Annotated in this window: 19 protein-coding genes and 1 tRNA gene; 8 read left to right on the forward strand and 12 right to left on the reverse strand. The window is 69.0% G+C overall.

Features of this window, described 5'->3' with window-relative positions:
• Window positions 1–15: 15 nt before the first annotated feature.
• Both GVL05_RS05435 and GVL05_RS05440 read right to left on the reverse strand, forming a co-directional pair.
• On the reverse strand, window positions 16–2,163 hold the full coding sequence (locus GVL05_RS05435) for an ATP-dependent DNA helicase RecQ (RefSeq protein ID WP_159571954.1): 2,148 nt from the start codon (window positions 2,161–2,163) through the stop codon (window positions 16–18).
• 65 nt (window positions 2,164–2,228) lie between these two features.
• The gene (locus GVL05_RS05440; protein WP_159571956.1) at window positions 2,229–3,719 is read right to left on the reverse strand and encodes a hypothetical protein; all 1,491 of its coding nucleotides are present in this window, start codon (window positions 3,717–3,719) and stop codon (window positions 2,229–2,231) included.
• A gap of 70 nt (window positions 3,720–3,789) precedes the next feature.
• Here GVL05_RS05440 and GVL05_RS05445 point away from each other — a divergent pair, with 70 nt between their 5' ends.
• The 3 genes from GVL05_RS05445 to GVL05_RS05455 all read left to right on the forward strand — a co-directional run bounded on the left by GVL05_RS05445 (window position 3,790) and on the right by GVL05_RS05455 (window position 5,448).
• Entirely contained in the window at window positions 3,790–4,620 is an 831-nt protein-coding gene (locus GVL05_RS05445; protein WP_159571959.1) for an endonuclease/exonuclease/phosphatase family protein, read from the forward strand.
• Entirely contained in the window at window positions 4,617–5,198 is a 582-nt protein-coding gene (locus GVL05_RS05450) for a hypothetical protein (protein ID WP_159571962.1), read from the forward strand. Before GVL05_RS05445 ends, GVL05_RS05450 begins: the two co-directional genes overlap by 4 nt.
• Before the next feature lie 176 nt (window positions 5,199–5,374).
• A tRNA-Pro gene (locus tag GVL05_RS05455) sits at window positions 5,375–5,448 on the forward strand.
• Between the two features lie 299 nt (window positions 5,449–5,747).
• On the opposite strand, the gene GVL05_RS05460 is transcribed toward GVL05_RS05455, so the two are convergent.
• The 7 genes from GVL05_RS05460 to GVL05_RS05490 form a co-directional block, all read right to left on the reverse strand.
• Entirely contained in the window at window positions 5,748–8,129 is a 2,382-nt protein-coding gene (locus GVL05_RS05460) for a hypothetical protein (protein WP_159571965.1), read from the reverse strand.
• 212 nt (window positions 8,130–8,341) lie between these two features.
• The gene (locus GVL05_RS05465) at window positions 8,342–9,559 is read right to left on the reverse strand and encodes a PrsW family intramembrane metalloprotease (protein ID WP_159571968.1); all 1,218 of its coding nucleotides are present in this window, start codon (window positions 9,557–9,559) and stop codon (window positions 8,342–8,344) included.
• A complete protein-coding gene (locus GVL05_RS05470) occupies window positions 9,556–10,188 on the reverse strand; it encodes a hypothetical protein (RefSeq protein WP_159571971.1) in 633 nt (210 codons plus the stop codon). Before GVL05_RS05470 ends, GVL05_RS05465 begins: the two co-directional genes overlap by 4 nt.
• A complete protein-coding gene (locus GVL05_RS05475) occupies window positions 10,185–11,075 on the reverse strand; it encodes a CPBP family intramembrane glutamic endopeptidase (protein WP_159571974.1) in 891 nt (296 codons plus the stop codon). Before GVL05_RS05475 ends, GVL05_RS05470 begins: the two co-directional genes overlap by 4 nt.
• A gap of 44 nt (window positions 11,076–11,119) precedes the next feature.
• Window positions 11,120–11,965: a CPBP family intramembrane glutamic endopeptidase gene (locus tag GVL05_RS05480; RefSeq protein ID WP_159571977.1), complete on the reverse strand. Its 846-nt coding sequence runs from the start codon at window positions 11,963–11,965 to the stop codon at window positions 11,120–11,122.
• Window positions 11,962–12,702 (reverse strand): CPBP family intramembrane glutamic endopeptidase, encoded by a 741-nt coding sequence (locus tag GVL05_RS05485; RefSeq protein ID WP_159571980.1) that lies wholly within the window; start codon window positions 12,700–12,702, stop codon window positions 11,962–11,964. The genes GVL05_RS05480 and GVL05_RS05485 overlap by 4 nt, the downstream gene beginning before the upstream one ends.
• Window positions 12,703–12,758: 56 nt before the next feature.
• A complete protein-coding gene (locus tag GVL05_RS05490) occupies window positions 12,759–13,103 on the reverse strand; it encodes a hypothetical protein (RefSeq protein WP_235035862.1) in 345 nt (114 codons plus the stop codon).
• On the opposite strand from GVL05_RS05490, the gene GVL05_RS05495 reads away from it, so the two are divergent.
• The gene (locus tag GVL05_RS05495; protein WP_235035863.1) at window positions 13,078–13,467 is read left to right on the forward strand and encodes a hypothetical protein; all 390 of its coding nucleotides are present in this window, start codon (window positions 13,078–13,080) and stop codon (window positions 13,465–13,467) included. The two genes, GVL05_RS05490 and GVL05_RS05495, sit on opposite strands and share 26 nt — an antisense overlap.
• Before the next feature lie 56 nt (window positions 13,468–13,523).
• Here GVL05_RS05495 and GVL05_RS05500 read toward each other — a convergent pair whose 3' ends face one another.
• A complete protein-coding gene (locus GVL05_RS05500) occupies window positions 13,524–13,670 on the reverse strand; it encodes a hypothetical protein (RefSeq protein WP_159571989.1) in 147 nt (48 codons plus the stop codon).
• Between the two features lie 218 nt (window positions 13,671–13,888).
• On the opposite strand from GVL05_RS05500, the gene GVL05_RS05505 reads away from it, so the two are divergent.
• The 4 genes from GVL05_RS05505 to GVL05_RS05520 all read left to right on the forward strand — a co-directional run bounded on the left by GVL05_RS05505 (window position 13,889) and on the right by GVL05_RS05520 (window position 16,961).
• Window positions 13,889–14,281, forward strand: a complete 393-nt coding sequence (locus tag GVL05_RS05505) for a hypothetical protein (RefSeq protein ID WP_131845517.1) — start codon at window positions 13,889–13,891, stop codon at window positions 14,279–14,281.
• A 33-nt stretch (window positions 14,282–14,314) separates the two neighbouring features.
• Window positions 14,315–14,704, forward strand: coding sequence for a helix-turn-helix domain-containing protein (locus tag GVL05_RS05510; RefSeq protein WP_159571992.1), 390 nt, complete (start codon window positions 14,315–14,317; stop codon window positions 14,702–14,704).
• A 900-nt stretch (window positions 14,705–15,604) separates the two neighbouring features.
• The gene (locus GVL05_RS05515) at window positions 15,605–15,946 is read left to right on the forward strand and encodes a GntR family transcriptional regulator (protein WP_131845519.1); all 342 of its coding nucleotides are present in this window, start codon (window positions 15,605–15,607) and stop codon (window positions 15,944–15,946) included.
• 124 nt (window positions 15,947–16,070) lie between these two features.
• A complete protein-coding gene (locus GVL05_RS05520; RefSeq protein WP_235035864.1) occupies window positions 16,071–16,961 on the forward strand; it encodes a hypothetical protein in 891 nt (296 codons plus the stop codon).
• A gap of 30 nt (window positions 16,962–16,991) precedes the next feature.
• Here GVL05_RS05520 and GVL05_RS05525 read toward each other — a convergent pair whose 3' ends face one another.
• The gene (locus GVL05_RS05525) at window positions 16,992–17,246 is read right to left on the reverse strand and encodes a hypothetical protein (RefSeq protein WP_131845521.1); all 255 of its coding nucleotides are present in this window, start codon (window positions 17,244–17,246) and stop codon (window positions 16,992–16,994) included.
• Between the two features lie 348 nt (window positions 17,247–17,594).
• Window positions 17,595–18,275: a hypothetical protein gene (locus GVL05_RS05530; protein WP_131922103.1), complete on the reverse strand. Its 681-nt coding sequence runs from the start codon at window positions 18,273–18,275 to the stop codon at window positions 17,595–17,597.
• Between the last annotated feature and the right edge of the window lie 315 nt (window positions 18,276–18,590).

Below are 18,590 nucleotides of genomic sequence, written 5' to 3' on the forward strand. Positions count from 1 at the left end.
GGGCGGCGGGCAGCGCTACGCGACGGTGGCCAGCGCGAAGGGCAGCACGGCGGCGGCCCCGGCACGCCGGAGCTCGCGGCCCGCGACGGTCATCGTCCACCGGCTGTCGACCAGGTCGTCGACGAGCAGCACCGGGCCCTGGTGCGACTGCAGCGCCGCAGCGAGTTCCGGCCCGACCTGGAACGTCTCCCACACGCCGGACAACCGGTACGCGCTGTTCGTCGCACCGTCGCCGCGGGGCGTGCCGCCGTTCCGGTCGAGCGTGCCGAGGAACTGCAGCCGTCCGATCGTGGACAGCGCCTGGGCGAGTGACCCCACGAGCTGCGGCCGCGACCGCGAGGACATCGCGACGACCCCGGTCGGCCGGGTCTCCCACGGCCAGTCCTTGAGCGCACGGACACAGCCGTCGACGAGCTCGCGGGAGATCGGGGCGTCGGGTGTGGACGGCGAGAACAGTGCACGGAGCGGCCCGCCCCAGCCGAGGTCGGTCAGACGAGCCACTGCACGGCCGGGCTGCACGAGCTCGTCGGCGCCGATCTTGCCCCGTACCGAGACTCCGAGCGACGACATGCCCGACGGCCACTGGGCACGCGGGGCGATCTCGACACCGACCTTGTCGAGCGCGGCAGCCGCACCGGACGAGTCCGAGTCGGAGACCGCGGTCGGGAACCACGCCCCGGCGCAGTTGTCGCACCGACCGCAGGGCTCCGCCGACGGGTCGTCGAGGTCCTGCTGCAACAGCTGCATGCGGCACGCCGAGGTGGACTCGTAGTCGAGCATCGAGGCGGCCTCGGCGGAACGTGCAGCCGCGACCCGCTCGTACCGCGGGGCGTCGTACTGCCACGGCTGCCCGGTGGAGACCCAGCCGCCGGTGACGCGTCGGACCGCCCCGTCGACGTCGAGCACCTTGAGCAGGAGTTCGAGGGTGGAACGCTTGATGTCGACCAGGCCCTCGAGCGCGACCGTCGACATCGCGGTGTCGGTGGACAAAGCATCCAGTACGGCGGTCGCCCGCGCAGAAGTCGGCATCGACGCGCTCGCGAAGTACTGCCAGATCTCACGGTCCTCACGACCAGGCAGCAGCAGCACGTCGGCGTTGTCGGTGGCACGACCCGCACGACCGATCTGCTGGTAGTACGCGACGGGGGACGACGGAGCGCCGACGTGCACGACGAACCCGAGGTCCGGCTTGTCGAACCCCATGCCGAGCGCGCTCGTGGCGACCAGGGCCTTCAGTTCGTTGCCCTTGAGCTGCTGCTCGAGCTGCTCCCGCTCGTCGGTGTCGGTGCGCCCCGTGTAGGCCCGGACGGCGTACCCGTTGTCGCGCAGCAGTCGGGCGATGTCCTCGGCCGCCGAGACCGTGAGCGTGTAGATGATGCCGCTGCCGGGCAGGTCGCCGAGGTGCGCGAGCAGCCAGCCGAGCCGCTGCCGGGCGTCGGGCAGCGTGAGCACGCCCAAGCGCAGCGATGCCCGGGCGAGCGACCCACGGATCGTGAACACCGGGTCGGCCGGGCCGGCGGTGAGCTGCTCGGCGACGTCCTCGACCACGCGCTCGTTCGCCGTCGCGGTGGTCGCCAGGACGGGGACGCCGTGGGGGAGCGAGCGGATGAGCTCGGCCAAGCGGCGGTAGTCCGGTCGGAAGTCGTGGCCCCAGTCCGAGATGCAGTGCGCCTCGTCGACCACGAGCATGCCCATCCGGGCGATCAGGGTCGGCATCTGCTCGTCGCGGAACTTCGGGTTGTTCAGGCGCTCGGGGGAGACGAGGAGCACGTCGACCTCGTCACGAGCGAGCGCGGCCTGGGTCTCGCCCCACTCGTGCGCGTTCGCCGAGTTGATCGACACCGCACGGACCCCGGCCCGGGCAGCCGCAGCCACCTGGTCGCGCATCAGGGCGAGCAGCGGCGACACCAGGACGGTCGGGCCACCACCACGACGCCGGAGCAGCAGGGTCGCGAGGAAGTACACCGCGGACTTGCCCCACCCGGTGCGCTGCACGACGAGGGCGCGCTGCCGGTGCTCGACCAGGGCGGAGATCGCCTCGAGCTGGCCGGGGTGGAAGACCGCGTCGGGGCGCCCGGTGAGCGCAGCGAGCGCCTGCTGTGCCTCGGCGGCGATGTCTGCAGACGGCGAGACGACAGACGGAGCAGCGGTGGGGGTGTCCATGCCCCCATGCTGTCAGGAGCAACCGACGAAACGCGGGTCGCGCCTCCAGTCTGTGGAGAACAACGCTACTGGTACGTGACCAGTGACGGCGTCGGTTGCACGTCCGCCATCGTCTGCGACGGCGTCAGCATGGGCGTGTCCTCGTCGTAGAAGTTCTTCCAGCCCCAGTGCAGGCCCTCCGGCGCGCCCTGGTGCAACGCCTTCCACGTCGCCTGCTTGTCCGGCTGCGATCCCTGCCCGTCGACGTGCACGAGCATGTCGAGCTCCGGATGGGTCTTCAGCGCCGACCGGTCCTGGATCATCGAGAGCCGGAACTGGTGCAGCACGAGGGCCTTCGGCGGCAACCCTTCCTCGCGCACGAGCGAGGCCAGCCACGAGGACACCTCGTTCACCTCGGACGCCGACACGCTGCCGATCTGCTCGAGCGGCACCTGGTCCTTCGTCAGCCGCCACTCCGGGTCGAGCGCGAGCCACACCCCGGGCTTCTTCAGCAGCGACTCGTACTTCTTCGCCTGCGACAGGAAGTCCGAGCGGCCCGGCTGCAGGTCGATGATCACGGGCATGTCGGCGTCGTGCGCGGCGTCGACGTAGGGCTCGAGCGTCGACACCGGCAGCTCGGTCGAGTAGTCGCCGTCCGCCCCGGCGTCCCCCGCGGCGACGGTCGCGATGACCTCCATCGCAGGCGTCACCAGCTCGTCGGACTCGGCCCGGTACGGCTTCGCGACCTGCTCGGCACGCTGAACGGTGGCCTCCGGCCCCTGCTCGCCGAGCACACCGAGCGCCGGCGCGCCGGGAGCCCCGTACAGCGCCACGTAGCGGTGCCCGTCGAACGGTCGCTGGCCGCCGTTCCGCAGCTGGAAGCCGCCCTCGGCCGCCCGTACCGTCCACTCCGGGTCCTGCAGCGCGTCGAACGCCGCACCGACCAGGACCGTCTGGTGCTGCCTCCGCTCGTGCAGCGCCGTCACCACGTCGGGTGCGGCAGCCGGGTCGGTCACGCCCTCCGGCATGGTCACCACCTCCGCACCGGCGGCCTTCGCGGTCGCCACGGCCGCAGCGTCCGCGCTCGCGTCCGCCACCACCACGGTGGCCTGCCGGGAGGCCCGGGTCGACTCCGGCGCGTCGCCGCCCTCAGGCGCCTTCCGCTGTTCGACGTCCGTGTCGACCGACACGTCGCCCTCGGCCTGGTACCAATCAGCCCCGAGCCGATCGAGCTCGCGGGCGACGGCAGCGCCGCCCTTCGTGTCCTGCTCGTCCTTCGCGGTCAGCAGCACCGGAACGTGGGCGCTCGCCGCGGCCTTCGCGGCATCGGAGATCGCGTCGGCATCGCCGGCCGTCGCCACGATCGCGCCGGGAGCACTCGCGAACAGGGCCGTGCTCACCCGCACCGACCGTGCCGCAGCGTCGGAGGCATCGGCGACCGTGACCGTCTGCGCCGTGGCCTTCACGAGCGTCGGGCGGCTCGTGTCCGGGCCACTCGAGGTACACCCGGCGGCTCCGAGCAGCAGTCCGGAGACCGCGATCGCGACGAGGACACGAGGGGTGGGACGAGAACGCATCGGGCCACCCTACGAGCCACGCGGAGAGGTCCCTGGGAATCCGACGGGTGTCGTCTCGTAGAAGGGAGGCATGCCCCACCACCCCGACGACCACCCGCTCATCGGAGCCGTCCGGTCGCCCGAGGTCCACTGCATGACCCTCAACGTGCGGCGCCGCGTGCCGCGACCGTCCGCGCACCCCGATGCCTGGGAGCGTCGACGCGACGCCATCACCGCGCTCGTCACCTCCGAAGCGCCCACCGTCCTCGCCGTCCAGGAGGCCCTCCCCACGCAGGCAGACGACCTCACGGCCGGCCTCGGATCCGGTTGGGAGCCCGTCCTGGCCGGGCGCGGCGCGCGCGGCGGTGGCGAACAGGTCGGGCTCTTCCTCGACCGCTCGCGCCTCGACGTCGTCGAGCAGCGCACCTGGGCGCTGTCTCGCACGCCGAGCCGTCCGGGATCCCGCTCGTGGGCCACGTCCTTCCCCCGGCACGCCGTCGGAGCCGTCGTCGACGACCGCGCCACCGGCGTCCGGTTCCTGGCCGTCGCCACCCACCTCGACGTCGCCTCGCCGTGGGCTCGGCTGCGGTCCGCCGAACTGCTCGGGCGGATCGTCCGGCAGCGCGGCCTGCCCGCTGTCGTGATGGCCGACTGGAACAGTCCGGCAGGGTCCGCACCCTGGCGAGCACTGGCGGACGCTGGTGTCGTCGACAGCTGGGGGCGGGCCTCCCGGCAGATGGGTGAGCCGTACGGGACGTACCCGCACTACGGGAGTCCACGCGTCGGAGGCCGGCGCATCGACGGCGTCCTCGTGACGCCGGACGCGACCGTCGAGCGGGTCGCCGTGTCGAACCGGCGGCCGGGCGGCGTGTGGCCGTCCGACCACGCTGCCGTGCACGCGGTCGTGCGGTGGGCGTCGTGATCCGGGCGCTCGGGCCGACGTTCCTGCGGCCGAGGTTCCTGGTGGCCGACGTCGTGCGTGCCCTGACGCTCGTCAGTCTGGTCGTCGCGAGCATCGGGTGGGGCGGGACCGCGCTGCCGGTGATGGCGCTGTCGCTGCTCGGGGTCGTGGTGCCGCGGATGCTCGGACTGCGGCCCGCGTTCGACCTGGCGGTGTGCGTGCTCGTGCTGCTCGCCGGGTGGTCGAGTGTGCTCGAGTGGTACACGAGCGTGTTCCTGTGGGACAAGTTCATGCACGTCGTGCTCACCGGGCTGCTCGCCGCCGTGCTCTACGTCATCGGCGCTGACCTGCGCGCGGTGCCGGCGCCGGACGGGGAGCGCCGGGTGGTCGTCGCGGTCCTCGGGCTGTGCGCTGGGCTCGCGATCGGGGCGGCGTGGGAGATGGGGGAGTGGCTCGGGCACAACTTCGTCGACTCGGCGATCTACGTCGGGTACGACGACACCATCGGGGACCTGGCGGCGGACGGGGCCGGCGGGTTGCTCGTCGGGCTCGGGTTGCCGTGGTTGGCGGCGCGGCGTGAGGTGGTGCGGGCGGGGTGACGGTCTCGTCCGGGGCGATCGTGTCGTTTGGGTTGTTCGGGCGGCTCTGGTTGCTTGCTCGCTCCGACTCGCCGTGGCACGGAGGGGGTCTGACGTCCGCTATGCTGGACCGGTCGCTCGCGCTCCGGTCGGACGCGGGCGAGGATCCTCCGGGATCCTGAGTTCTCCGGAACTCGCGGGCTGTGGCGCAGCTTGGTAGCGCACTTGACTGGGGGTCAAGGGGTCGCAGGTTCAAATCCTGTCAGCCCGACCGAACGGCCGGCTCGGACATCGTCCTGAGTCGCCACGACGAAGAAGCCCACCGAGGATCTCGGTGGGCTTCATCGTTTCGGTGGCTGTCGTGGGGTCGTACGCATGGGGCTCCCTCACTGCGACGATCAGCGGACCACCCATGTGAGACACGACCCTGCTCGAAGCTGCGTCCGGTTCGAGTCCGGTCCGGCGGTCTGCTGAGGGACCGGCTATCGGGCGCCCCGGTACGAGGGCGAGCTCGTTGCGGGACAACGTCCGCGGCGCCGATTGGTCATGGAACATTTTCTCACCAGGGCGTCAGCGTGCGGAGCTGCGGCGCTTGAGTTGCAGGAGCACGAGGCCGCCTCCGAGGAGCAGCAGGAATCCGGCGGCGAAGATTGCCCCGCTGATGTTCGTTCCGGTGAACGCGAGGGGGCCCTCGTCGCCGTCACCCGGATTGGCGATCGGGACGACGGTCCCGTCGGACGGGTCGCCCGTCGGCGTCGGTACCGGTGATCCGGTGTCCGACGGAGACGGCGTCGGTGTGGGTGTCAATGTGGGTTCGGGTTGCGCCGCGGCGGTGATGGTCGTGTACACGTCCACGACGACGGCACGTCCGGCGCCGAGCGCGACGACGTCGCGTGTGAGCTCGAGTGGCGTCACTGTTCCGCCGTCGACGGTGACTGTCGCGCGTTCCGCAACCGTCGTACCGCCGGCGGCTCCGGTCTCGGCATGCGTCAGCGAGCATTCCGCGCCGCCGAAGACGACGTACGGACCGGACGTGCCGTTGGCGTTGCCGGCGTCCGTGGTGACGGGGATGTCGGTGCCCTCGTTGCAGGTCACCTCGATGACGTCGCTGTCGGGGCGGAGCGTCTGGTCGGCGGTGGTGTGCACGTTCACTTGGAAGCGTCCGGTGCGTTCGTAGGTGTTCTCGAGCGCGCAGGTCGCGTCGGGGTTCGCGGTGTTCAAGGTGACGATGAACGCGTTCGCTCCGGCGCGTTCGACAGTGTTGGCGCCGCAGTTGAGGTTCGTGAATCGCCAGAAGCCGAGGAGGTCACCGGTGGGTGCTTGCTCGCGGACGAGGTACCGGGTCGTCGGGGCGACGACGAGTGCGTCTGCTGCTGGGCCGACCGGTGTCGCGGCCGTGGGGATCCCCGGTGTGGTGGTGGTCGCGGTCGCGCGGTAGTCCTGGTCGGGGTCTGGGTTGTCGGCTGCGTCGAGGGCGGTGATGTCGTAGTTGAACGTGCCTGCGGCGCCGAGAGTGGTCTTCTGCAGGGTGATGGACCCTGCTGGGGTGAACCGGTTGGTGAAGATGCAGTGGTTCGACGATGGTGTGATCGTCGTCAACGTGAAGGTGCGGGTCTGCCCCGTGGCGGTGGTGTCGTACGTGTCGACGGTGCCGAACCGGTCGACGCAGGTTGCGCTTTCCGCTTCCCAGCGTCCCGCTGCGGTCGGGGCTGGGAGGACTTCCGACATGACGTACGAGCCGAGGCTGAGGGACGACCCGGACCATGGGGTAACCGGTGCTCCGACCGCGGTCGTCGTTGCGGTGCCGGTGAAGTTCTCCGCAGGAGCTGCGGTCGGACCGGTGACCGTGACGGGGAAGGAGGCGGTGCCGCCGAGGGATTCGACGGCGAGGGACGTGTCGCCGATGGTGGTGCGGTTGTTCGTCACGACGCAGGTGACCGTGTCACCGCCCGCGAGTCGGATACTCGCCCGGTGCGTTGCCGGGTCGATCGTGATGGTGCTGTCTTCGGTCTGGCTGGTGCACACGGGGTCGGCGGGTGGGTCCCAACCGGGTGTCGATGCTTCTTGGAAGCTCCACGCCGGGTCGCTGCCGCGCACCTCGCCGCGGATGAAGGTGGTCGTTGCTGGGTTACCGGGGCTGGCGGTGGCGGAGAAGTCGTTTGTGCCGTCGTTGTTCTCGTCGGCGTAGGAGAGGTTGCCGTCGAAGCGGAACGTGCCGGTGCCGTTGCTGTCCGAGGCGAGCTGTTTGCGGACCACGATGGTGCCGGACTGTGGCGGCGGAGTGACGGCGTAGTAGAAGCAGAACACGTGTCGCTGCCCAGACGGGAAGTACACCGCTTCGACGTTGTCGCCGTTGACGGCGTCCTGCCCGCAGCGCAGCGCCGCGAACCCGTATTGGTCTTGCTGCCCGTTCAACGGCGCAGTGGGGGTGCCGCCTTGGATCCAGAGCCGTGAGCCGGAGTTCGCGGCCGCGAGTTGCGCGGCGGTGAGGTTCATTGTCACGGCGCCGGGGAGGGTGCCGCCGGTCGGGTCCCCGTTGGTGTCCAGCAGCGGGGTCGAGGCGCCGGTGCGGATCGTGGTGTCGAACGGACTGGTGACGGTGCTGAGGTTCTGGGTTGCTGGGGTCTTCCCGTTGAACCAGGTGCCCGTGGTCATCTGCCAGTTCGGCAGGGGCCGGCAGTTCGCATTGCCGGTCTCTTCCTTCTCGGCCGAGACGATGCCCCACGCGTCGTAGTTCGTGTCCGCGCCGAGGTCCTTCAGGGACTCCATCAGGTTGTTCCGCGCTTTGTTCGCGAGCACGTCCGTGTAGGAGTCGCACACACGTGCGGCGAACGTGATCGAGTACGTGTCCTCATCCGCACCGACCGTCGCTGCGGTCGCCGGCACCGCGGCAACTGAGACGCCGACGCTGGCGGTCAACGCGATGACCGGCACCAGTAGGCGGGCGAACACGCTGAGGTGACGTGGTGGTTGACCGTGTTGCGCCTGCGGACCCATGCGTCCCCCTGATGAACGGCGTGGTGGTGGCGTTGCTGAGCGTGCGCTCACAGGTGACGATGGCACACCCGCCGTTTCCTTGTCGAGAGTGCGCTTCCGGATGTTCCAGAAGCGCACTCTCCACCGGTGCGCGGCTGCGGCCCGGTCAGCGTCCGACGGACATCGGTCTACGCTGCGGTCCTGATGCGGGTGATCTCCTGGCGGGTGAAGGCGATGTGGTCCGGGTCCTCGGTTAGCGGGAGCGCTTCTGCAAGGTCGTGGATCGCCGTCAGCAGGACACGGCAGCGGCGGCGTGCAGGACGGGCGCCGGCCGATGCGATGTACCGGCGGCGTGCTCTCCGGGTTCCGACGACCGCGTTGACCTCGTCGGAGGTGAGGAGCCCTGCAGCGAGCTCGGGTGCGAGGACTATGCGAAGGTCATCCCGTTCCGGACGGACGGCGAACCGGAAGACGCGGAAGACCACGACCAGGACAACCACTGTCAGAACCGCGATGAAGACGAGGTTCCAGTTCTGCAGCGGACCGGTGAGCGCGCTGAGGTCGTCCCACACGCCGTGGAGCACGACCGCGGTGAGCATGAGGAGTATCCCCGGGCCCACTCGTCGCCGCTGGGCGGGGCTGCCCGCGAGGAGGAACAGCCCGGTCGCGAAGATCGCGGAGTAGGCGATATGGCCCGCGACGCCGGTGGTCACCCGCAGGATCAGGGTCTCGAATCCGGCGAGGAACGGCTGCGTGCCGAAGTTCGCCCCAGCGGTCTGCGCGACGTAGAGGACGTCCTCGACGATCTGGAAGCCAAGACCGAGGAACGCACCGAGGATGAAGGCGTCGAACGTGGTCCGCACGATCCGAGGTGCCAGGGTGATCAGCAGCACCAGACCGATGCCCTTGGACACTTCTTCGGTGATGGGGGCGGTGAGACCGGCACCCCAATCCGCAGCCCAGGACTGCCCGAACGTCTTGCCGTAGAGGCTGAGTACCGCGTCGTTGGCGTAGATCGCCATGAAGAACGTCGCGGCGGTGGCGCCCCAGATGAACGCGTGCACGACCAGGCTCACCGGGAGGGTCGAGTACCGGTCCATCGTTCTGGTGATCCACCAGAACAGCGCTGCGTACAGCACCAGGACGAAGCTGTTGATCTCGACCGCGGACGCGAACGGCGCCGCCGTCGAACGGATGATGCCGACAGCGTTCCACCCTCCGGCGATCACCAGGCCCCAGAACACCCAGAACGCGGCGTTCCGCGGCTGGAACCACTCCATCCGCAGTCCCCAGCCGGAGCGTTCGAAGACCGCTGCGCGGGCCTGTTCGAGGTTCGAGTAGTCGGACAGCTGCGTGTGTGTTCCCGTCGCGCGGTTGCGGGCTCGGCGGAGCCGGTTCCAGATCATGCTCCGGCTCCTTCGATGCGCAGTGACGAGAGGACCTGTCCGATGGCCGTGGCTCGGTCGGTCGGTGTGGTGTTCGGGGTGTTGATGATGACCTCCACGCCGACACCGTCCGAGACGAACGCGGCGATCGCGCCGTCGTTGCGGGCGTCACGGAACTCGCTGATCACGCCCCGAACACCCGATGCGGTGGTGATCGGGGTCGATGTCGACGTCAGCGTCCGGACTCTGGCGGTCGCGTCGGTCGTCTTGAGTTTCCGCAGCAGCGCGGCCGAAGTGCCCTCGAAGGTGCCGCTGCGGACGGTGATGGAGCTCGCTCCGTCGAACACGGTCGCGGACTTCGGGTAGCTGCCACCGGCTTCGGGGTCGCCGGTGCGGACACCGTCGCTGATGCCCCACCCGGCAGGTGGTGTGAACACGACATCATCGTCGAGCGTCATCGTCTCTCCAGCGGTGACGGTCTCGCGGAACGGGACCCGCTCGTTCACCCACGGCACCGCCCAGTGCATGATCGCTGCGGTGACGAGCACGATTGCTGCGGGCACGATCGTCCGCCGGTCCAGCCCCCACCACCGACGGTCGGCTGGCACCCACCGGTGGCGACGATGCATCTTCGTGGTTTCGCTGGTCATGACGTCGCCGTGGTTTCTTGCGTGCGGGCGCCCTCGGCGCGGGCGCTGACTCGGCCCTTGATGAGGAACAGTGCCAGCAGGCCCAGGACCGGGTACGCGAAGTTGAAGATCCCGGCCACGCCGAGCAGGCCCGCGCTGCCCGATGTTGCGCTCTCCCCGTCGATGCCGCCGGTGGCGAGGATCGTGGTCGGGTCCGTCGCCGCGTGCAGGAGCATCGCCGGGATGATGCTGCCGGTGACCCGCATCGACAGGTACAGCATGATGCCGATCCCGAAGGTGTAGACGACGGTGAGCCCGACGGTGACCGGGTTCGCGCCGGAGATGGCGTTCGATGCGTGCATCAACCCGAACAGCAGCGCCGACAGCAACGCCACGACCCGTTCTGAGTAGTGGCCGCGACGGAGAAGGTTCACGGCGATGCCTCGAGCGATGAGTTCCTCGGTGAACCCGATGCACAAGCCGAGGAAGAGCACCGCGAGGATCACAGTGACGGAGTACGCCGACCAGTTCGTCGCGACCATCCGCATTCCGATCGGGACGAGGAGCAAGGCGACGGCGATCCACATCCACTTCCGACCAGGCACTGGTTGCCGGCCGAAGACCTCTCGGCGCCACCCCAACGTGAACACGAACACGAGTGTTAGTACACCGATGACGAGGATCGGCACGGTCAGGCCCGCGAACACGGAGCCGGCTGAGGAGAACAGGTTGCTGGTGTCGATGCCGCGGCCGAGGGTCCGGGCGTTGACCCAGCCGATGCCTTCGTAGATGGCGAGGTAGATGACGACCGCGAGGACCGCACGCCACCAGCCGCCGCGGTTCCAGAACCGTTGCCACCCGTTGCCGGCGTGGTCAGTGGTGTCGAGGTGTTCGTGGGCGGTGGCCATGAGGGTGTCCTCTCGTTCCCGGTTCGCGGGGGTGCTGCGCGGGGTCAGGGCGTTGCAGTGGCGTTGTGTCGGACGTGGGTGCGGTTGCGGTGGTCTTCGCGTGCGGCGCTGATCACACCGAGGACCGCGGCGACGATGAGGAGGGTCTGCCCGACCGCGAGGATCGGGTTCGGGGCGGCGTCCGCGGATTGCGTCAACGCATCCGTCGGCCGGGACGGACCGGCAGCGAGGTAGAGGACGCAGTCCGTGAGGGCATGAACGGCCATCGCCACCCAGAGTCGTCCGCTGACTCGTCGGACCCAGTAGTACAAGGTCCCGTTCATGAACAGCACCGCCACCTGGAACAGGATCGCCGCGAACGGCACACCCGCCCAGACGCTGCCGACGATGTGCGCCAACGCGAACACCGCGGCCGTGACCAGCATGGTGACTAGTTCCCCGTGGCGGGCGCGGACGGCGTCGAGGAGGATCCCGCGGAGCACCAGTTCCTCACCGAACCCGACCATCGCGGTGCCGAGGATCACCAGCAGCACCGTCCCGAGGGGCCGGGCGCCCCACGGCACGTCGACCAGCTGCACCAACGGCAGCAGGATCATCAGCACGGGGATGCTGACCAGCCACCATCGGCGTGGCTGCAGTGTCGGTGTCGGCCGTTCCGTCCAGACGGATCGTCCCCATCCGGCCCAGCGGAGGAACAGCACCGCGATGATGATCGCGATCGGCAGCGGGACGTAGTGCGAGAGGACGAACTCAGCAGTGTCATCGTCGCCGGCGAGGTCGCCGAACACGTTCCCGAGCACCGCAGCGAAGAACAGGTACACCACAACCGCGGCGAGGCCCACCCAGATGGTCCGGGGCACTCGAGTCTCGGTGCGAGTATCGACGGTCATCTGATGGCCTTCCGGTTGGCATCTCGTGTGCTGGCGGGTCCGCGAGTGAGGACGACGGCCGCGGTGACGACGGCGAGTGCGCCGATGAACGGTTGCAGTCCGACGAGCGCGGAGGTGCTGGAGAACGTGGCGAAGTCCCACAGCCTGTGCAGCATCATCGCCCACAGCAGCGACCCGGTGTAGCGGCGGAGCAGGTACGCGGCGCTGCCGAACCCGAACGCGAACAACGCCTGCACGACGGCTCCGGGGCCGACGCCGAAGAACCCGTTTGGGAGGTGCAGCGCGGCGAACAGCGCCGAGCTCAGCAGCCACACGCCGCGTTCCCCGAACCGGCGCCGAAGGGCAACGACGAGAACTCCGCGAGTCACGATCTCCTCGTTGAACCCGACCAGGACACTGCCCGCGATCAGCAGCAGCCACATCAGCGGTGTCACATCCGACCGCGCCGACGTCGCGACCGCGATGACCGCGACGACCGCGAGCAGCACCGCGGGGAGGACCGCAGTCCACCGGAGGAGGCGTTTGGCGTCGAACAGGACCGGGCGCCCCCACCGGGAGATAGTGATGATCACGGCGATGGTCACCGTTCCCGCGGCGAGTGGGGCCACGTACCAGCGGGTCAGGGTCCCGGCGTCATCGGCGATGCGGTCGTACTGGATGCCGGTGCTGATCCACACCCCGAGGAACACCACGAGGTAGGCAACGTACGCGAGCACGCCCCAACGGACGCGGGGCACGACTCGGGGTGTCCCGATCGGGGCGGAAACGCCGTCGGTGCCTACGGAGGACCCGCTCACCGTGGGATGCCCAAGATCTTCGCCAGCTCCGTCAACGCAGCGTCCTCGTACTCGTTCAACGCATTCCCGCTGATGCCCAGTACGCCGTCTCGGGAGGCCAGTGCTGCTGCAGTGCCGATGCGCAGCAACTCACGCTTGTACCCGTCAGCGTCGGCGCCGCCCTTCGCATCGAGCAGGTCCGCGACCCGGGTGAGCGTTGCGCGAAGACGGGCGATGTTCTCCGGGGTGTGCGCCGTTGAACCTGGGTCCCCGTTCGGTCCGGTGCCATCCGCTCGAGCGTCAGTGATCAACATGTTCGACGTGTCGGACTGGAGCATGAACGCCTTCGCCGCGGAGAGCATGTTCCGCACCGTTGCCACCGCGCGGTGCGGTCCCGACGCCACGATGAACGCCGGCGCGGTAAAGGGTGCCCCACCCACGTCCTGCCACTCGTCTGCGGTGAATCCGGACCTGCCGACCATCGCGTCTCATTCCCTCAGGGACGTCGAAGTCTCAGCATGGCAGTTTCTCAGCCTCGAAGACAAGACGGTCTACACGCCGAGACGGAAGGCGTTCCGTTGGCGGCGTCGCGAGATCCCGGTCTGGGCGATGACCGACGCAGCTCACTGCTCGCGGGTGGAGCGTTCGGGTCCGACGACAGTTCATGGTGATGGGTTACTGGCCTATGCCCTGGTGCACGCGAAGGTTCGTTTAGCGATCGGCTAACGGACGTGGTTTGGCGTGCTGAAGGCTGGCCGGTAAAGGATCGGCTATCGGACACGTCAGCGACGACGCCGGAGGATGCCAACCGTTCCGACGATGATGATGACAACAACGGCCGCAACGATGAGCCATACCGGCACGGACATGCCGTGCTGAGAACCAGCGCCGCCGGCAGGGCCGGCGAGCAGAAGCAGGATTGAGTTCACGACGTAGGCCTCCAAGCAGTTCAAGTCAGCTTGCCACTGGTAGGTGTGCCGGAGGCCGATCGGCTACCGGGCCATGCCGGCGGCTGGTGGGTGAGGGCGGCGTCGCGTATCCGGTTAGCCCGCTCGGGCGATGCCCGGTTCGTCTGTGGGTCTGGTTGCGGGCTACGTTCCCGTTGCGACTGGGAGGTTCCCGGTGTTGGTCGGTGGGGGAGTGGGAGATGTTGACGGCGGTCGCGTGGGAGGTGCAGTGCGCCCGGTATGAGTGCCGGTTGCCGGGGGTGGTGGCGGTGTCGTTCCGTCCGCATGCGGTGGGGCCTGCGGGGTGGGCGCTGACGGTGTGCGAGCATCATGCTGTTCCGGTTCCCGAGCGCGCGGCCGGGCAGGGATGGGGTGTTGGTGTGAACGCGTTGCGGTTACGGAGTCGGTCGGAGACCGAGTGGGACATCATCGAGGGTCAGACGGACCGGCTCGTTGGCCGGGTGATGCTCGAGAGCGGAGCGTTTTTTCTCACCGACGTCGACGGTGCCGCCGAGGTCGGCGCGTTCTACCGTCTCGAGCAGACCGTGCCGGCGGCGGCAGCCGTCCTCGGGGGTGGCCTCCTCAATTCGTGACCGTGGTTCGGAGGTTGGGTCTACGGTCAACCCATGTCGGCGTCGACGGGCGAGCTCGCAGCGGTGGGGATTGATGTTGGCGCGCAGAAACCCGCGGTGGCTCGAGCGCTGGTCTGTATCGAAGCGCGGTATCGGGGCCGGTTGACGGAGCCGGAGATCGCGGCGGCGAGCGGGTACAGCAAGCGTGGCTTGCAGGAAGCGTTCCAGCGGGACCTGGGCATACCGCCATCGGCCGTGGTCCGGCTGCTGCGGTTGCACCGGGCACGAACGATGATCCTCGCGAACCCCTACCAGCCGGTCGGAACGGCAGCAGCGGCGAGTGGGATCCCGCACTTCGGCCGGTTCTCCGGCTACTACCGGGCCCAGTACGGGGAGACACCGTCCGACACCGCCCACGCTGCACGTGCTCGGTTGCCAGCCTGACGGCTCCGGCGACTGCTCGGTAGCTGCGTCTGGCGGATATCCCGGCGGCCGTGAAACCCCGCCAACACTGGGAAGCCGAGCGTTTCCCCCCATTGTGGGGCTCACCGGTCGACCCCGTACGTGTTTGAGTCGGTCTCACGGTCGCGGACAGGGAAACCGCGGCCGGATCCGACACCGCGACATCGTCGCGCAGGGGGAAGTCTGGCTGTCTTCGGGTGGCAGCCAGACATGCCCCGTCCGGCCCGTCATCGATGCTCAGTCCTCTGTAGTGCCGACTTGTCAGCACATACGTGTGCGCGCACGCTTGGGGGTGCGCCCCCTGTTCGGGTCAGGATGTGGCGCGTGCGGGATGTCGGTGGCGTGTGGTGCGTGGCCGACATCCCGAACCTCGTTCCGGGGAACCGGATAGAGGGTTCCACCGGTGAACAGTCGGTTCTATCCTGACTGGAGCGCTCCGCGGCGGTGATGCTGCGTGACACTCGTTTCCCGTTCGAGAGACTTGCCGTTCCTGCCTTGAGGCTGGTGGGGGAGTGCGCTATCCCGGGGTGGCGGGATGACCCGAACGTTCCGTCGCCCCCGGGAACCAACACCGTCCCGCGGACCGCGCTGAGCGGGGTCACTTCAGCAGTGCGGCGACGACGAGCGAGATCGTGCCGACAGTGAGGGCACCGATGAGCGCCACTGGCACCAACGCATACGCAGGCTCCCGGGGGTCCGGCGAACTGGGGCGGGCTTCCGGCGTCGCGGTGCGGGCTTCGTCATCGACTGCTCGGTACGAGGGGCTGGTTGGGGCAGACTGTGGGCAGCAGTTGGGTGGTACCCGCTGTTAGCGGGGTGGGCTGCTACTGATCCGGTGTCCCGCCCCGCCCCGCGCCACAACCGAACGAGGGGCGCCGGCGTATGAGGGACGAGGACGAGACGTCGGCACTGCCGGGTGCGTTCCGCGTCGTGTTGCCATCGCGGCACCGGTCGAGCGGGCTTCTGCAGCATCGGGTCGAGCAGCTCGTCCGCGACGCGATCGCCGACGGCACGCTTCGGATCGGGGATCAGTTGCCGCCGTACCGGGTTGCGGCAGCAACCTCCGGGCTGAGCATCAACACGATCCTGAACGCCTACCGGGCGCTCATCCGCGACGACCTTCTGCGCTCCGTTCCCGGCCGCGGGTACTTCATCGGCGGACCCGTCCGGTACCGAGACTTCTTCGTCGGGTGCGTGGGTGACTGTTCGTGCGGGGCCAGGTAATCATCTGGCGGTAGCCTGCCCCTGTCGTTCGGGAGAGCGTGCTCTCAAACGACACCCGGGCGTTGGGAGTGGTGTGACCGAAGTGTCGGGTGGTGGGCCGGGAGGAAGACGACGGGTGAGCGGGGTGTCCGTTGGTCTCGCGATCGCGGCGCTGGTGGCCTTGTTGGTGGCGTTCGTGTCGTACTTCCTCGGCGGTCTCCTGGCCGGCTACGGGCAGGACGGCGGCGACGGTGGTGACGGCGGCGGTCCCGGTGGGTTCGCTGGCTACGGAATCGTCGCGATCGTGCTCGGTGTCGGGATCCCCGGGTGGGCGCTCGTTTGGGGCATCGTCGACGTCCGGCGCACTCGTGGGACACCGGGTGCAGCGCTCCTGGTCGGAGCTGTGGCGCTGGGTATCGCTCTCTGCACGATCGTCCCCGGGTCGGTGACGATCATCCGGACCTCGGTGCGGCTGCAGGCGGCGTACGAGCGGGAGAACCCGCGGTCAGAGGTGCTGGCGACGGCGAGAGCCGAGGCCCGAGCATCGGAGACCGCGGCCTCGCCGGCGGGTCGGGCTGCGGAACGCAACGCTCCCGCGCGCCGGGCCGCGACGAAGCAGCGACTCGACGCGGTGAGCCAAGCCGTACTGGATGCGCTGGCGATCACACCGGACGACATCGTCCCCGCTGGGCAGTCATTGCCGACGGGTTCGGCTGCGGCGCGGTCTGTCCGCGTCACCCCGTCCACGGGGCACTGCGATGCGGGATACGGTCCGAAGGCGGGCGTGTTCTACCGGTGGGACCTGTTCCTCGATGATTCCGTCGACCCGGTCCGCGCCGCCGCGGCGGTCCGGGCAGCGGTCGAGGCGACCGTGCCGGGTGCTGATCTGCAGCAGCAGAAGGTCGATGCCAGCTCGAGCCGGCTGGAGTTCACGGACGACGTGTCCGGGTCTCCGGACTTGCACGGAATCTTCACGTGGGGGGACGGTATCGGCTCGACCAGCCGGATCGTTGCCCTTGACACGGCCTGTCACTGAGCGTGTTGCAGTGCGGCACCCGGACCGCGGTCAGCGCAGGTTCGGCGGTCCCTGGTGCTTCGCGATGATGACGAGCCCGTAGATGCGTGACCACACGTACGCGATGATCGCCACGCCCAGTCCCACGAGGCCGATGGCCCCGAGCGCGGCACTGTTCAGGTGAGCGGCGCCGTTGATGGCGAACGCTGCTCCGCCGACGACCGCTGCGATGAACGCGACCATCTGGATGCGGAGCTTGAACTGCACCCGTTTCTTGTGTTCCCCGACCGCGATGATGTCCGACACTGTGTCCCCCTTGATGGCAGACCATCCGCCCCAGGGCGATGCTAACCCGCGGAGCAGCTCAGCACCGAGTGCGCTTCGCCCTCCACCGTCGGCTCGGGGCGCTCGCGCTGGCGCTGCTGATCCTCGCTGCCGCACCTACCCACGTGTCGCAGAGGCCAGTCACGGCGAAAGGAGGCGCGGACTGGGGGGCTGCCCAGCGGCGCGCGTTCGGGCGCAGCTGGTCACCGCGAAAGTGACGTTTGGGCTTCGGATGTTGCGTGGGGTCTCGACGCATGAGCAACGCCCCGTCGCGAGCGACGGGGCGTTGGCCGTTCCGGTCTGCCATGCACAGCCGGAGTACGTGGGGTGTTACTTGATCTGTGCGGTGATGGTGGCGGTGCCGACGAGGAGGCCGCGCTTGACGGCGTCGGTGCCGAAGGTCTTGTTCAGCAGGCCGGCGGCGTCTTCGGAGACGTGGACGGTGGTGCCGGTCAGGATGGCGTTGTCGCCCTCGAGCTGGAGGGGCTTGAGGGAGCCGCCCCAGAGCTCGAACAGGAACGCGTTGGACGCGGCGACCTTGCCGTTGACCAGGACGTCACCGTAGAGCTTCGAGGAGCCCGGGTTCACGACGAAGTTCTCGAGCGTGACGGTGGTGTCGCCGGCCTTCAGCGTCAGGCCGGAGTCGTCGTGGTTGAGCAGGCCCTGCACGTAGGGCTTGTAGTTGCCGTCCGGCGACCAGTACGTGACCGAACCGGCGGTGATCGGGAACGACACCGACCCGTCAGCCAGGGTCGCATCTCCCGAGACGCCGGGGGTGAGCTTGAGGGCGGTGAGGGCGTCGGTGAAGCCGGAGTCGAGCTTCACGGCGGTGGAACCGCCGAGGACCTCGGGGACCGAGGCGACCGGTGCGGGGATCTTCGACGACGACGACGAGACCGTGTGGATCGCCGGGGTCGAGGCCTGGGCGGAGGAGATGCCGAACGCGGCACCGCCGAGCACGAGGGCGCCGGTCGTGGCGAGGGTGATGGAGGTCTTCAGGCTCTTGCGCATGGTGATCGTTTCCTTTGCTGAGGTGTCGCGCTCGGCGCGGCTGCTGTGTGCGCGCCGAACACACCCTGGTGCAGGGTGGAGAACCAGCAATGTGCGGCTGGTGAGCGCTCCGGGTGGTTCCCGGTCTGTGCAAGTTATTCGGCGCCCTCCGACGAGGAGATTGGAACCCCGTACCCCGTTACCGCATCGTAATATTTGTTGTGGGAAATGTAACCTGTTCGAGGGTCGTGGGTGTTGTTGCAGCGCGTACCGGTTGAGGATCGCCAATCGGACACCTCTCGCCGCGGTGTGTCGTCGTATCCACTTAGCTCCGCG

The sequence above is a fragment of the Curtobacterium sp. 18060 genome (genome assembly GCF_902706105.1).
Lineage (GTDB): Bacteria > Actinomycetota > Actinomycetes > Actinomycetales > Microbacteriaceae > Curtobacterium.